General features: G+C 56.8%; 17 protein-coding genes and 3 pseudogenes. 14 read left to right on the forward strand and 6 right to left on the reverse strand.

All coding sequences use genetic code 11. From position 1 onward, the window contains the following. Window positions 1-34: 34 nt before the first annotated feature. From ACQ86N_RS31070 to ACQ86N_RS31090, 5 genes and pseudogenes are all read right to left on the reverse strand, one after another. Window positions 35-307 carry a DUF1275 family protein gene (locus ACQ86N_RS31070; RefSeq protein ID WP_431210424.1) on the reverse strand — a complete coding sequence of 91 codons (273 nt, stop codon included), beginning with the start codon at window positions 305-307 and terminating at the stop codon, window positions 35-37. Continuing rightward, window positions 289-441: a hypothetical protein gene (locus ACQ86N_RS31075; RefSeq protein ID WP_431210425.1), complete on the reverse strand. Its 153-nt coding sequence runs from the start codon at window positions 439-441 to the stop codon at window positions 289-291. The genes ACQ86N_RS31070 and ACQ86N_RS31075 overlap by 19 nt, the downstream gene beginning before the upstream one ends. Before the next feature lie 34 nt (window positions 442-475). Then, on the reverse strand, window positions 476-649 hold the full coding sequence (locus ACQ86N_RS31080; RefSeq protein ID WP_431210426.1) for a DUF1275 family protein: 174 nt from the start codon (window positions 647-649) through the stop codon (window positions 476-478). A gap of 20 nt (window positions 650-669) precedes the next feature. Next, a pseudogene (locus ACQ86N_RS31085) lies at window positions 670-1,005 on the reverse strand (acetamidase/formamidase family protein); the annotation flags it as partial. A gap of 30 nt (window positions 1,006-1,035) precedes the next feature. Beyond that, entirely contained in the window at window positions 1,036-1,695 is a 660-nt protein-coding gene (locus ACQ86N_RS31090; RefSeq protein ID WP_431210427.1) for an acetamidase/formamidase family protein, read from the reverse strand. 57 nt (window positions 1,696-1,752) lie between these two features. Between ACQ86N_RS31090 and ACQ86N_RS31095 the strand changes: the two genes are divergently transcribed. The 11 genes and pseudogenes from ACQ86N_RS31095 to ACQ86N_RS31145 all read left to right on the forward strand — a co-directional run bounded on the left by ACQ86N_RS31095 (window position 1,753) and on the right by ACQ86N_RS31145 (window position 11,667). Continuing rightward, entirely contained in the window at window positions 1,753-3,045 is a 1,293-nt protein-coding gene (locus tag ACQ86N_RS31095) for a DUF1624 domain-containing protein (protein ID WP_431210428.1), read from the forward strand. A 280-nt stretch (window positions 3,046-3,325) separates the two neighbouring features. Then, the gene (locus tag ACQ86N_RS31100; RefSeq protein WP_431210429.1) at window positions 3,326-4,783 is read left to right on the forward strand and encodes a TonB-dependent receptor plug domain-containing protein; all 1,458 of its coding nucleotides are present in this window, start codon (window positions 3,326-3,328) and stop codon (window positions 4,781-4,783) included. Then, complete coding sequence (locus ACQ86N_RS31105) at window positions 4,780-5,181, forward strand: hypothetical protein (RefSeq protein WP_431210430.1); 402 nt, start codon at window positions 4,780-4,782, stop codon at window positions 5,179-5,181. Before ACQ86N_RS31100 ends, ACQ86N_RS31105 begins: the two co-directional genes overlap by 4 nt. Further along, complete coding sequence (locus tag ACQ86N_RS31110; RefSeq protein WP_431210431.1) at window positions 5,151-5,456, forward strand: hypothetical protein; 306 nt, start codon at window positions 5,151-5,153, stop codon at window positions 5,454-5,456. The genes ACQ86N_RS31105 and ACQ86N_RS31110 overlap by 31 nt, the downstream gene beginning before the upstream one ends. Then, window positions 5,417-6,274: a hypothetical protein gene (locus tag ACQ86N_RS31115; RefSeq protein ID WP_431210432.1), complete on the forward strand. Its 858-nt coding sequence runs from the start codon at window positions 5,417-5,419 to the stop codon at window positions 6,272-6,274. The genes ACQ86N_RS31110 and ACQ86N_RS31115 overlap by 40 nt, the downstream gene beginning before the upstream one ends. 20 nt (window positions 6,275-6,294) lie before the next feature. Continuing rightward, window positions 6,295-6,609 carry a hypothetical protein gene (locus ACQ86N_RS31120; RefSeq protein ID WP_431210433.1) on the forward strand — a complete coding sequence of 105 codons (315 nt, stop codon included), beginning with the start codon at window positions 6,295-6,297 and terminating at the stop codon, window positions 6,607-6,609. A gap of 287 nt (window positions 6,610-6,896) precedes the next feature. Continuing rightward, window positions 6,897-8,096 carry a RagB/SusD family nutrient uptake outer membrane protein gene (locus ACQ86N_RS31125; protein ID WP_431217672.1) on the forward strand — a complete coding sequence of 400 codons (1,200 nt, stop codon included), beginning with the start codon at window positions 6,897-6,899 and terminating at the stop codon, window positions 8,094-8,096. An 18-nt stretch (window positions 8,097-8,114) separates the two neighbouring features. Further along, complete coding sequence (locus ACQ86N_RS31130) at window positions 8,115-9,008, forward strand: substrate import-associated zinc metallohydrolase lipoprotein (protein WP_431210434.1); 894 nt, start codon at window positions 8,115-8,117, stop codon at window positions 9,006-9,008. Between the two features lie 51 nt (window positions 9,009-9,059). Then, window positions 9,060-9,185: pseudogene (locus tag ACQ86N_RS31135) on the forward strand (DUF4302 domain-containing protein); the annotation flags it as partial. A 112-nt stretch (window positions 9,186-9,297) separates the two neighbouring features. Then, window positions 9,298-10,422, forward strand: coding sequence for a DUF4302 domain-containing protein (locus ACQ86N_RS31140; RefSeq protein WP_431210435.1), 1,125 nt, complete (start codon window positions 9,298-9,300; stop codon window positions 10,420-10,422). Between the two features lie 252 nt (window positions 10,423-10,674). Further along, a complete protein-coding gene (locus ACQ86N_RS31145; RefSeq protein ID WP_431210436.1) occupies window positions 10,675-11,667 on the forward strand; it encodes a quinone oxidoreductase family protein in 993 nt (330 codons plus the stop codon). Between the two features lie 99 nt (window positions 11,668-11,766). Here ACQ86N_RS31145 and ACQ86N_RS31150 read toward each other — a convergent pair whose 3' ends face one another. Next, window positions 11,767-12,129 carry a LytR/AlgR family response regulator transcription factor gene (locus ACQ86N_RS31150; RefSeq protein ID WP_431210437.1) on the reverse strand — a complete coding sequence of 121 codons (363 nt, stop codon included), beginning with the start codon at window positions 12,127-12,129 and terminating at the stop codon, window positions 11,767-11,769. 161 nt (window positions 12,130-12,290) lie between these two features. On the opposite strand from ACQ86N_RS31150, the gene ACQ86N_RS31155 reads away from it, so the two are divergent. The 3 genes and pseudogenes from ACQ86N_RS31155 to ACQ86N_RS31165 form a co-directional block, all read left to right on the forward strand. Next, window positions 12,291-12,839, forward strand: a complete 549-nt coding sequence (locus ACQ86N_RS31155; protein ID WP_431210438.1) for an Lrp/AsnC family transcriptional regulator — start codon at window positions 12,291-12,293, stop codon at window positions 12,837-12,839. Between the two features lie 139 nt (window positions 12,840-12,978). Next, on the forward strand, window positions 12,979-13,407 hold the full coding sequence (locus tag ACQ86N_RS31160; protein WP_431210439.1) for a carboxypeptidase-like regulatory domain-containing protein: 429 nt from the start codon (window positions 12,979-12,981) through the stop codon (window positions 13,405-13,407). Continuing rightward, window positions 13,314-13,505, forward strand: a pseudogene (locus ACQ86N_RS31165) (hypothetical protein); the annotation flags it as partial. The gene ACQ86N_RS31160 and the pseudogene ACQ86N_RS31165, both read left to right, overlap by 94 nt. Between the last annotated feature and the right edge of the window lies 1 nt (window position 13,506).

Consider the following 13,506-nt stretch of genomic DNA (forward strand, 5'->3'; position numbering starts at 1 on the left):
CGCGGCCGTCACTAATCCCCTTTACTCCCCTTCCTCACCAACAACACCAACACCCCAGGAAAAGAATCCCCTGCAATCCCCAATACTTCCCAACCACAACCCCCAGAAAACACCCAGCCAAAAACCCAAACAACACCACCGCATCCTGTCCCCCCTTTATCCTATCTCCCTTCAAAAGATTCAGCGCCGCCTGCGTCACATTCCCCGTCATCATCGTCGTCGGCGCATACACATCCTTGCTATATAGCTTCCCAAATGCATTTTGCAAACCCATCGCAAACACCACCATCAGCGCGACCCAAAACACCCCACGGGGCACCCCCAAACCAATAACCCCGCAACCATCAGCACCGCCGCCTCCACCCGCAGTATCCTCAACCCGCTGGCGCGGGGCGCCACACCCAACCCTCCCGCACCGGGCGCCGCCCCGACAAACGGCAACCCTCCACCACGCCTGTCGATCCACCCCCCATCATCACCGCCGAAAAAACACGGGGAATGTCAACAACCTCACCCAGGTCACATAATCCGCCTCATTCACCAGATCGTAGGCAAACAAAATAAAATTCCCCGTCACATGCGCCGAGAACAACTCATCCGCCTTCGTGAACGTGATCGCATCACAAAACCCTGCGCTTAAAACCAGCAATAATGTATTCCTCCGGATACTCATTTCTTAAAGATCGCTTTCGGCAAGGTACAATGTACGCCCACATTCCCATCCACCAGCTCCGTAATATTCACATCCACCGCCACACTGCACAACATATACGCATCCGCCTGGCTCATCCCCTTCTCCTGCATCAAATACGCGATCATCTCCCGCACAGCAATATGCGTAGCCGCATTCAGATCCCGGTCACACCCCATCGTGATGACATGCGTAGCCGTTTCCGCCCGCGGCCACTTCAAACTCTTCCCCTTATGCACCGTAAACCGCAACTTCCCCACCAGCGAGGTCTCGATCGCCGTGATATCCACCTCCCCATTCCCCTGCGCCGCATGCCCGTCCCCCGATCTCGAACAACGCCCCCCTCACAAACACCGGAATGAACAGCGACGAACCCTCCACGAGGTCTTTATTGTCCAGATTCCCCGCATTGACCCACGGCGGAGCGCTGTTCCATTTCCCCACCTCCGAAGGCGGCGCCACCCCGCACTCCCAAAGAAAGGATGCAATGGGATCTCGATACCATCGGCAAAATGCCCGACCATTTTGGAACGGTCCATCTGGATGATCCTCGTCTTCCGGTCAAAGATCTCATCCGACAAAAACCCCGCCTGACCAATCGCGTTATACCCATATGGGATAGCCAGCTGAATGGAGTCATAGTGGACCTCCAGCACGTCCCCCGGCTCCGCCTCCTCGACATAGATTGGTCCCGTCAGCACATGCCCTCCGGGGCCCCGTTCCTTCACCGCCTGCACATCCCGCAACTCCTTCTCCACCTGATCCGCCGGCACTCCCGCCGCCTCCAGTCGTTCAGGATTCGACGTGATCAGCGTCCTTACCCGCACATAGTCTCCCGAATGCACCGACAACACCGGCTTAGCCTCCGACCAGTAATAACCCCAGGCCACCGTGCCCACCGAAGGATTCAATACAAAAGGATTCGCGGCCGATCCCGGCTTTTGCCCGGCTGCACCCAATCCTGCCAACATAAAAACGACGAAACCAAATAGATTTGCTTTCATAACAGACGATTTCGATTGCCGACAAATAACCGGATTTTTTCTACTTTTAAATAAAAAATGGGCCCCAACCCCTCCCCTGCTGGCGCCGTCCCTTCACCTGAAGGCACCAACCCCATTCCAGTTGCACCCGTCCACTCCCCAGCCGGCGCCGCCCCACCACCGGACGCCAACCAAAAACACCGTATTGCATCCATCGACATACTCCGCGGCCTCGTCATGCTCATCATGGCCATCGACCACATCAGGGACGCCCTCCACAAAGGCCACCCCCTCCCCACAGACCTCTCCGTAACCACCCCCATCTTATTCATCACCCGCTTCATCACCCATTTCTGCGCGCCCTCCTTCGTATTCCTCAGCGGCATCTCCGCCTGGCTCGCCGGCGCCCGCCGCACAAAAGACCAAATGGCCGCCTTCCTCTTCAAACGCGGCATCTGGCTCCTCGTCGTCGAAGTAGTGCTGATCAGCTTCGCCATCACCCTCAACCCCCACTACGACTATATCATCCTCCAGGTCATCTGGGCCATCGGCGGAAGCATGATCATCCTCGCACTCCTGATCAAACTAAAAGTCTCCCCCACCACGGCAGGCATCATCGGATTCATCATATTCATCGGCCACAATAGCTTCGACTCCGTAAACCCCGGCCCCATCGCAAGAACGATCCCCCGGCAACTCCTGATATCCGGCAATGGGTGGGACGGCGAGATCCCCCTCGGCCACGGCCGCGTCATCAACGTCCCATACGCACTCCTCCCCTGGACATCCGTCCTGCTCATGGGCTACGCCCTCGGCCCCATCTACTCGGCAAAATTCGACGCCCAACAACGACGGCGTCTACTCCTGCGCACCAGCCTCGGCCTCCTCGTCTTCTTCGTAATATTCCGCTCATTCAACATCTATGGCGACCCCGCCCCATGGTCAGTCCAAAAGACCACAGCCCTGACCATCATCTCCTTCTTCAACGTCACCAAATACCCCTGCTCCCTCCTGTACCTCTGCCTCACCCTCGGCGTCACAACCCTCATCCTCACCCGCACCGAAAACATCCAAAGCAAATTCCTCAAAATTTACGGCTCCGTCCCCTTCTTCTATTATGTCCTCCACTGGTACCTCATTCAAACCATCACCATCATCATCTTCTTCGCCAAAGGATACACCGTCCACCAGATCGTAACCCCCAATAGCGCTTTCCTCTTCGCCCCTCCCGACTTCGGCATCAGCCTGACCGGCGTCTACCTCGTCTGGCTCATAGTCATAACGGTCCTGTACAAGCCATGCAAATGGTTCAGCAACTACAAAAAACCGCCGCGACTGGTGGCTCAGCTATATATAACTGCAACCCCATGACAGTCAACTGTCAACAGACAGCATGGGGTAAATGGGTATAATTTTAACAATTCTATAAAAAAACAGTATCTTAGAACTGGTTATTAACGAATTAACTGCAAAATCTACTCTACTACCGCGCGTCACATGCCTCCTGTTGCAGAATGGGACGGGAATGAATTATTTATTTATAAATTAAAAACCCTTGGTTCAGCTTATGAGATTGGCCAGATTTACCCTTTTTCTACTTTTAGCTTTTTGCTTTCAGGTTTCAGGGCAGGGCGTCAGTCAGAGTGTAACAGTGCACGTGACCGATAGTGTCGGTCAGCCGCTGCCCGGAATTACCGTTCAGGTAAAAGGGACTCCGAGAAAATACGTCTCCAACATCAACGGTGAGCTCACGATCAGCAACCTTCCCTCCGGCGCAGTACTCATCTTCTCCGGTGTCAGCGTCGAAGACCTGCAAATGACCGTGGGCACGAGAACAGAACTCACCGCCCACATGAAAGCAAAGGTAGCCGCCCTCGAAGACGCTGTAGTAACAGGCTTCCAGCGCATCGACCGAAAGAAATTCACCGGTGCGGCCGTCACCGTAAAAGCCGATAGTATCCGCACCGACGGCGTCAACGACATCAGCCGCATGCTCGAAGGACGCGCGGCAGGCGTCTCCATCCAGAACGTATCCGGCACCTTCGGCGCGGCACCCAAGGTCCGCATCCGCGGCGCCACCTCCATCAACGGTGAGAACAAACCCCTATGGGTAGTCGACGGAGTAGTGCTCGAAGACATCGTCAACGTCTCCAACGAACAACTGACCAGCGGCGACGCCAGCACCCTGCTCGGCTCCTCCGTCGCAGGCCTCAACATCAACGACATCGAAACCTTCGACATCCTCAAGGACGCCTCCGCCGCCGCCCTCTACGGCGCGCGCGCCATGAACGGCGTTATCGTCATCACCACCAAAAAAGGACGCGCCGGCACAAAGCCCGTCATCAACTATACCGGCGCCTTCGGCCTCCAGCTCCGCCCCTCCTACTCCAATTACGACGTCATGAACTCGGCCGACCAGATGTCGGTCAACGCGGAAATGGAACGCAAACAGGTGCTCAACTACCCGCAAATGGTCAACGCCGAGAACTCCGGCGTCTACGGCGAACTGGCCCGACTTCTCCAGTCCCCCGACGCCAGCGGCAACTTCGCCGTACAGAACACCCCCGCGGCAAGACAGGCATGGCTGATGAAATACGCGAACGTCAACACCAACTGGTTCAAAACGCTTTTCAAGAACTCCGTCAACCAAAACCATTCGCTCAGCATCTCGTCCGGCAACGAGAAAGCCACCACCTACCTGTCCACCAGCTTCTACAACGACCCAGGCTGGACCGTCGCCGACAACGTAAAAAGCTATATCCTCAGCCTCAACCAGAACTATACGCCAAGTAACCGGCTGTCCTATGGCTTCCTCATCTCCGGCAACGTGCGCCAGCAACAGATCTCCGGCACGGAGAACCGCAGCGTCGACCCCGTCATCGGAGCCTACAGCCGCGACTTCGACCTCAACCCGTTCACCTACGCACTCTCTACGTCCCGTACCCTCCCGGCCTACAACGACGACGGCTCATACAACTACTCGATCAGGTCCTACGCGCCGTTCAACATCCTCGATGAGCTGAAGAACAACTCCACGCACCTCAACGTCCTCGACGGAAAGATCCAGTGGCAGACTCAGCTACAAACTGACACCCTTCCTGACCTATGACTTCACCGGCAGCCTTCGCTACGCCAAGACCACCGAAGAACACGACGTCCTCGGATAATTCCAACGAAGCCAACGCCTATCGCGTAGGCGACGCCAACATCTGGCCGGGTTCCAACAGCATCGTTAACTCGAACAACAAATTCCTCTACCAGGACCCGAGCCTGCCCTTCAACCAGGCCGTCTCGGTACTCCCCTACGGAGGCTTCTACAAGCGGACCGACAGACAACTCTCCACCATCTATCTCCGCAACCAGTTCACCTACAACCAGAGCTTCAACGACCGGCTCCACCAGATCACGGCCCTCGTCGGACAGGAATACATCTCCACCGACCGCCAGACCGCCAGCGACGTCGGCGTAGGCTACCAGTGCGGAACTCCGGCGGAACGCCCTTCGTAGACTATACTTATTTTAAACAGCTCACGCAGACCAACGGCGTCTACTACGGCATGCTCAAAGAATACGAACGCAACGCCGCATTCTACGGCACCGCCACGTATACGTATAACAATCGATATACGATCACCGGTACGGCCCGCGCCGACGGTTCCAACCGCATGGGCAACACCTCCGCGCGCGCTGGCTCCCCACATGGACCGCCGCCGGCGTATGGAACGTCGACCAGGAAAAATTCATGGAGCCGCTGTATCCTACCGTCAGCCACCTCATGCTGAAGAGCAGCTACGGCCTCAACGCCAGCATCGGCAACGCCATCAACAGCACGACCATCCTGAAATCGGCCATCACCAACCGCCAGTACCAGAACGACCAGCAGACGGCCATCAATATCCAGGACCTCCAGAACCTCGACCTCACCTGGGAAAAGAAATACGAATTCAACGCAGGCACCGACATCGGCTTCTTCAAAGAACGACTGATCGTGACCGGGGACTACTACCGCCGTAGAAGCTTCGACCTGGTCGGCCTCGTTCGCACCTCCGGCATCGGCGGCGAAGTCTACCAATACGCCAACTACGCCGACATGCAGTCCCACGGCGTCGACTTCTCCGTCACCGCCAGGGTCGTCCAGCAAAAGGACTGGAGCATATCCAGCACGTTCAACTTCGGATGGAACATCACAAAGATCACCAACCTCAAATCCAACCCCAATATCTGGTCGCTGGTCGGCGAAGGCGGCGGCGCACAACAGGGCTACCCCGTAAGAGGCCTGTTCTCGATCCGCAACCGCGGTCTCGACCCCTACCTCGGCTACCCGCTCTTCCTCAACGACAGCGGTCAGATCAGCCCGGTAGTCAACCTCGCCAGCCTCAACACCTCCTACCTGAAATACGAAGGTCCCACCGACCCCACCATCACCGGCGGCTGGTCCAACACCTTCCGCTACGGCCCGTTCACGCTGAACGTGCTGCTCACCTATCAGGCAGGCAACAAGATCCGGCTGAGACCCGCCTACGCCTCCATCTACTCCGACCTGGACGCCCTCCCCAACGAATTCAAAAAAGATTCGAACTGCCCGGCGACCAGAAACTGACCAATATCCCGTCGGTACAGATGTATACCCAGGCCGGCTACCTGCTCTCGACACTGTCGGCCTTCCCGTATAGCAATTACAACTACTCGTCAGACCGCGTCGCCGACGGCGGCTTCGTCCGCATGAAAGCCGTAACCGTCTCCTATCAGCTGCCCACCACACTGATGTCCAAAGTAGGGATGCGCAGCGGTTCCATCTCGGCAGTCGCCAACAACCTCTGGCTGATCTATTCCGACAAACGCCTCCACGGACAGGACCCGGAATTCTACGCCACCGGCGGAGCCGCACTGCCGATCAACAAACAAGTAACCGTCGCGCTAAGACTTGGACTTTAACCGAAAACATTTCACAGTATGAAAATCACGTTCAAATATATATACATCCTTGCTCCGGTTCTCCTCACAGCTGCCTGTAACAAACAGCTGGAAAAACTGCCGGACAACAGGGCCGTCATCACCAGCGTGGACCAGGTGACACAGCTGCTCACCTCCGCCTATCCCCACGCCATGTACGCCCCCTTCACCGAGCCCATGAGTGACAACGCCGAAGACAAAGGCACCGCCCCCAGGGCACCGATCCGGTATCCTACCAGATCAACTCACAGGCCTACGGCTTTCGGGACATCACCTCCTTCCGCTTCGATTCCCCGACAGCCTACTGGGACTCCTGCTACCGCGCCATCGCCACAGCCAACCTGGCCCTCTCCTACTGCAACGGCCCCGACTCGGCCAACTTCTCCGCGCAGAAAGGCGAAGCCCTCGTATGCCGCGCATACGCCCACTTCATGCTGGTCTGCCTGTTCGCCAAACCCTATGACCCGACGACCTCCGGCACCGACCTGGGCATCCCCTACGTCACCACCGTACAGAGCTCCGTCTTCCAGACCTATAAAAGAGGCACCGTCGCCGCTGACTACGCCGCCATCGAAAACGACCTTACCCGCGGCCTTGCCCTCATCCAGGACCGCATCTACGGCGTAGCCCCGAAATTCCACTTCACCCTGCAGGCCGCACACGCCTTCGCCTGCCGCTTCTATATGTTCAAGCAGGACTACAACTCGGCCATCGCCCACGCCAACGCAGTATTCGGCACCGCCGACCCCGCTACCCTGATCCGCGACCAGGTCAACCTCTACGGCACCCTGCAATACCAGCAGCTCGCCATCTTCAACCCCTCCTCCAGCAACGGCGCGAACATCCTGCTGCAGGAAGCCCAAAGCAACTACTTCGACTCCTACTACCAGTATCGCTACGGCCTTGGCCTCGGCCTCCAGAGCACCGTCCTCGGAGGCAACAACAACGTGACCGGCGGATCATACGCGGTTACCGTTTATGGCGCTACCCCCCAATACTTCAACTTCCCAAAATGGAGTTCCTACAACGTCGGACCCTCCAACCTCAACATCAAATACGGCCTCATGCCCCTCTTCAGCATGGAAGAGGTCCTGCTCAACAGAGCCGAAGCCTACGCATGGACCGGCAACCTCAACGCCGCCCTCACCGACCTCAACTCCTGGGTTAGCAAGAACATCGACAACTACAAACCGGCCACACACGATATCACCCAGCAAAAGGCCGTCAACTTTTACGGAGCGCCGGTCAATATCTCCCTCGTCCTGGCAGCCCTCGACTTCAAAAGAGTTACCTACTTCCAGGAGGGACTCCGCTGGTTCGACAATATCCGCCTCGGCTTTACCATATACCGTTACGCCGGCAGCGACTTCTCGTTCCCCATCGATTCAGTTCCCTATAACGATAAAAGAAGAGTCCTGCTCCTTCCCGCAGAAGCGGTCACCGCCGGCCTCGAACAAAATCCACGCTAAAACCTTCAACCTTTAGACATGAAAACATCCTCAAATATAATACTGGTCCTGATCCTGCTGATAGCGGCAGCCTCCTGCAAAAAGGACAAATTCACACCGCTGACAACCCCGCCGCCGGGACTGGGCGGCGACACCTGGGCGCAGGACGCCACAGACCTGTTCATCCACGACAGCATGACCGTCCCATACAACGTGGCGGTATACTACAAATGGCTCCCCGGCCAGCTGGACTTCCCCAGCGAGATCACCCCGCCCGACGAAGCACAGGTCATCCCCATGCTCAAGGCCCTCCTCAACGTGGCCTACGCACCCTACAACCAGCAGACCGGCAGCACGGCCTTCCTGCGTAAATACCTGCCCAAGGCCCTCGAAATGGCCGGCAGCGCCGAATACCTCCCCAACGGAGCCATATTCCTCGGACAGGCCGAAGGCGGTACCGCCATGCTGCTCTATCAGGTCAACAACTATAGCAGGAAAAAGGCGGACTCCAACACCTTCAAGCAAACGATGCATACCATGCACCACGAGTTTGGACATATCCTCCACCAGAACGTCCTCTACCCCGCCAGCTACAAGACCATCTCCACCGGCTATACCGCACAGTGGTACAACGTGAGCAGCCCCGACGCACGGGCACAGGGCTTCATCACCGCATACGCCATGTCCGGCCCCGACGAAGACTTCGTGGAAATGATCAGCTCCATGCTCGCCGGCGGCGATACCGGCCCGTCCGGAGGCTATGACGAATACGAAGCCCTCCTCACACAGACCGGCGGCCCCGGATCACCAGGCTACACTACCATCAAAGCCAAGGAAGCCGTCGTCGTCGACTATTTCCAGCGCGTATGGAACATTGACTTCTACGCCCTCCGAGCCAAATGCCGTACCGCCTTTGTTAACTATCTGCAATAACCGCCAAAACAAAGCAAAATGAAAAAGATACTTATCTATATACTGGCTGCGATGACCATCGGCGCCGGCTGTACAAAGTCGTACAACGACACTATCAACGGCCAGACACCAGACCAGCGCGTCGCCGCCGCGATGGCCGCCTACCAGAAGAAGCTGACAAGCGCCCCCTACGGCTGGATCCTCATGGAAAGCACCACCGGCGTCGCCTACAACCAGCGGCACCAGCCAGAACGGACCAAAGATCGTCCTGGCCTACTATATGTCGTTCACCGACAGCAACCGGGTGACCATGTTCTCCGACTGGGACCCCACCATGGCCGCGACGCCAAAGACCTCCAGCTACCTGGTCAAGGAACTCACCCGCCCCGCCCTGGTCTTCGATACCTACAGCTATATCCACGTCCCCTGCGACCCCGATCCCAACATCTCCCACAGCCCCTACGGCTTCGGCTACGGATGGGGGACTGACTTTGAATACTCCTTCTCCGACTCCGTCACCGCTGACAAGATCGGCGACACCATCCACCTGACCGGCAACCTCAACAGCGCCAACGCCGTCCTGATCAAGGCCACACAGGCACAGCGCGACGGCTACTACGCCGGCAACGTCCTCGCCCTGATGGGCGGCGCACTCAGCCTCAACAATATCCTCGAATACTTCAAACGCCTGTCCATCGGCGGCAACAACTACGAACTGCGCCTCGACCTCACCAACCGCACCGTCACCTTCACCTGGGTCGACGGCTCAGGCAAGATCCAGACGCAAACCGTCAACTACTATATCACCGGCTCGGGCATCCAGTTCGCCACGCCTATCGTCAACGGCAGTCAGACTATAACCGCCATCAACGGCCTCACCTACAACCCCGGCAACTCCACCGTCACCGTCACCATCGGCTCACAGACGGGAACGATCACAGGCGCCGCCACTCCCCTCAAAGTAGACGCCACCGCCGGATCGCGCTGGTGGAACTACGGCGCAAACAACGGCTACTTCTGGGCTTCCGGCTACGGCTTCCACGTCAACGGCGTCGACGACGCCTATGGGATCAGGAACCAGACAGACACGGCAAAGGGCGGCGGTACATTCTATTACCTCGCCTACTGGCCCGCCTACTACTCGAATCCCGCCGACAGGCTGAGCTCCATCATGCTCTACACCAACTCGCTCGGATTCGCCTCCTATCACTGGGCCGGCTTCCCACCCCTCTATCCCTCCAACGGAACCACCGTCTTCCAGAACGCAGGCAGCGACGGCAACGCCCCCATCCCAGCCGGCGGAGCCTTCGACAAGACCAGACAAACACTCTTCAACCCCGCCGGCTACTACGTCGTACAAACCGGCGAGAAATCTTACGATATGGTCCTGGCCACCGACGGACGCACCTGGATCTCCTGGTTCTGGCCACAATAACAATCACCAACTCTTTCCATACGACCCCGCCACCAGCGGGGTCTTTTTTTAACACCCCACCACCCGAAATATCCACCCATCACCCACCCGGGTTATCCCCCACCCTCCACCCAAACAAACCTTCATCCAAACAATCCTCCCCCAGTCCCCCTCCCCCATCCAAACATATCCTCCCTCCAACCAAACATTTAACGATAAAAAAATACCAATTGGTATTAAAACCTCCTACCTTTATTGCCGAAACCCACCAACATGAAAGTTATTCTGTTCGAAGAATTCGGAGGCTACGACAAACTGAAGATCGTCGACCGGCCCATGCCCACACCCAAACAGGGACAACTCCTCGTAAAGATCACGACCGCAGCCGTAAACCCCGTGGACGATACCCTCCGCCTCGGACACATCAAAAGCAGAGTGACCTTTCCGAAGATCCTCGGCAACGAGGCCGCGGGCATAGTAGTCAAAGGCAACGACGAATTCCCCGACGGCACAAGGGTCATCATCTCCTGCTACGACGCCCAGGGCGGCGTCCGCGGCATTTCCAGCGACGGCTCATGGCAGGAATACCGCGCCCTCGATCCCTCCGAACTGATCAAAATACCCGACACCGTCAGCGACGAGACGGCGGCCTCCTTCCCCGTCGCCTATTTCTCCGCATGGGCCTGCCTCGACAAGGCAGACTTCACCGCCGGCCAAAGCGTCCTCTCATTCGCGGCAGGCGGCGCCGTCGGCAACGCCGGCGTACAACTCGCTACCGCCATGGGCGCCAGCCTCGTCATCACAACCGCCGGATCGACCGATAAATCTAACCGGGCCGCAAACGCCGGCATCTCCAACGTCATCGACCTCAGCAAGTCCCCCCTCACCGAATCGGTCATGCTCCTCACACAAAATAAAGGCGTAAACGTCGTAATCGATATGGTCGGCGGCAACCTCACCGGCCAGGCGCTGAGCGCGCTCTCGAAAGACGGCATACTCGTGGTCATCGGCTACGCCGCCGGTGTGGAATTTACCGCAAAGATCACCGACTTCGTATGGAAAGGCATCCAGATGCGCGGCCAGTCACTCTCCACCTACACCGACAAGGCCAAACACAAACAGGCCCTCGACACCATGCTCCCACTCCTCGCCAAGGGAAAGATCCAGCCACCCGTCGCCAAAGTCTTCACCGCAAACGAAATAGGAAAAGCCCATCGCTACATGATCGAAGACCGCCCCTTCGGCAAAGTCCTGTTCAAATTCTAACACAACAACCCACAAAAAGACCGGCGGAGTAGAAACTCCACCGGGGATATCACATGAGAAAATCTACAAGGGAATACCGGCCGGCTGCGCGGGCCGCAGTTACACCAATTCCGCCTCCGCCTCCTTCCTCGAAAACGCATAAGACGTATTCGTAAGAACGGTCACCTTCTCGAGCAGATCCTGCAGATAAGATTCCCCTATCGGCAAATAACGCTCCGACAAATAGACGGTATGGTTGTCAAAAGACCTGATCTCGCCAACAGCAACGACGAACGACCTGTGTATCTGACAAAAGTCGGCCGGCGGCAACGCCGCGACGAGATGCTTCAGAGCCACATGTACCAGGTACATATGGTCCGCAGTAAAAATTTTGCAGTAATTCCGACTGGCTTCAACGTACTGGATAGTCTTGACGTCTATCCTTTGAAACCGATGTTCTGAGCGGATAAAAAAGGCATTCATACGGCTGACAAGCAATAATTTTTATCAAAATTTAGAAATGTGGCGTAAAAAACCAAGAGAAGTAAAAATATTAATAAAAATAACTAGTTTTGGTCAGCTATACGACAATTTTGACTATAAAGCAGGCCCGACCAGACCCGTTTTAGCAAAAACAACTACCAATGACCGATCTGGATATCATCGATCTCCGCATTCTGGACCTCCTCCAGCACGACGCACGCGTCACGACCAAGGAGATCGGCGACAAATTGGGCCTCACCATCACCCCTATCTCCATCCGCATCCGCCGCCTCGAAGAGACCGGCTATATCCGCCGCTACGTCGCCATCCTCGACAAAGAAAAGATCGGCAAGAAACAGATCGCCTTTACCATGGTCCAGCTCCTTGAGCACTCCCAGGCCGCCCTCGCCGCATTCGAACAGGCCAGCGTCAAATTCAGAGAGGTCATGGAAAGCTACCGCCTCACCGGAAAATTCGACTTCATTCTGAAAGTCGCCGTCCGCGACCTGCAGGAATACAACAACTTCCTCACCGACCGCATCGCCTCACAACCCAATATTGGCGCCGTCCAAACTTCCTTCGTCCTATGGGAAGGGAAAGTCGACACCGCTTATCCGCTGGATTTTCCGACCATCCCATCGAAAACAACAACACCGTCTCGCCGCTCATCTATCACAGACCCCCGCAAACCCGCGAAAAAGAAACGCTGATCACCCGCGACATCCTCGTCATCCCCACCTTCATCCTCCCGATCGCCGCCTTCATCATGTTCATTCATAAAGAGGATGCCGTATCTTCATCCCATGAATAGGACGATTGTTACATTTTTATTTTTTCTAATAATATCTTTTGCCAAAGCCCAATCCGGATCCGGTAAAACCGTCCCTCGGCGCCACTATCAGCATCCTAAACACCAATTACAGCATCATCGCCGACGCCACCGGGCACTTCCAACTTCCACCAAACCTCAGCGCCGGCACCTACATCCTCGAAGTCAGCGCCACCGGCTATGCGACGACAACCCGGACTATCACCGCCCATGATACCCAACTCGATATTCCTCTAACCCCGTCCTCCAAACAACTCGACGAGGTCGTCGTCACCGCGGAAAAAGACAAGACCTCCTCCAACGGGTCCCCATCTCCATCACCGCCCTTTCCTCCCGTCAGGTCACCGACTACCACATCTGGAACAGCCACGACATCACCGCCATCGTTCCCGACCTCTACTCGGCCGACCCCGGCGACGGCCGCAACGCCACCGGCATCCGCGGCATAGCCACCACCTCCTATACACCCGCCGTTGCGACATATATAGACGGCGTCAACCAGTTCAGCCTCGACAGCTATATCTTCCAGCTCCTCGACATCGACCGCA

This window comes from Puia sp. P3 (genome assembly GCF_050632245.1).
Classification (GTDB): Bacteria; Bacteroidota; Bacteroidia; order Chitinophagales; family Chitinophagaceae; genus Puia.

Excerpts from the sequence above, each read along its gene's own strand:
- ACQ86N_RS31090 (WP_431210427.1), bottom strand. The coding sequence starts at position 1,695 with ATGAAAGCAAATCTATTTGGTTTCGTCGTTTTTATGTTGGCAGGATTG.
- ACQ86N_RS31095 (WP_431210428.1), top strand. The coding sequence starts at position 1,753 with ATGGGCCCCAACCCCTCCCCTGCTGGCGCCGTCCCTTCACCTGAAGGC.
- ACQ86N_RS31105 (WP_431210430.1), top strand. The coding sequence starts at position 4,780 with ATGACTTCACCGGCAGCCTTCGCTACGCCAAGACCACCGAAGAACACG.
- ACQ86N_RS31115 (WP_431210432.1), top strand. The coding sequence starts at position 5,417 with ATGGAGCCGCTGTATCCTACCGTCAGCCACCTCATGCTGAAGAGCAGC.
- ACQ86N_RS31120 (WP_431210433.1), top strand. The coding sequence starts at position 6,295 with ATGTATACCCAGGCCGGCTACCTGCTCTCGACACTGTCGGCCTTCCCG.
- ACQ86N_RS31130 (WP_431210434.1), top strand. The coding sequence starts at position 8,115 with ATGAAAACATCCTCAAATATAATACTGGTCCTGATCCTGCTGATAGCG.
- ACQ86N_RS31140 (WP_431210435.1), top strand. The coding sequence starts at position 9,298 with ATGTTCTCCGACTGGGACCCCACCATGGCCGCGACGCCAAAGACCTCC.
- ACQ86N_RS31145 (WP_431210436.1), top strand. The coding sequence starts at position 10,675 with ATGAAAGTTATTCTGTTCGAAGAATTCGGAGGCTACGACAAACTGAAG.
- ACQ86N_RS31150 (WP_431210437.1), bottom strand. The coding sequence starts at position 12,129 with ATGAATGCCTTTTTTATCCGCTCAGAACATCGGTTTCAAAGGATAGAC.
- ACQ86N_RS31155 (WP_431210438.1), top strand. The coding sequence starts at position 12,291 with ATGACCGATCTGGATATCATCGATCTCCGCATTCTGGACCTCCTCCAG.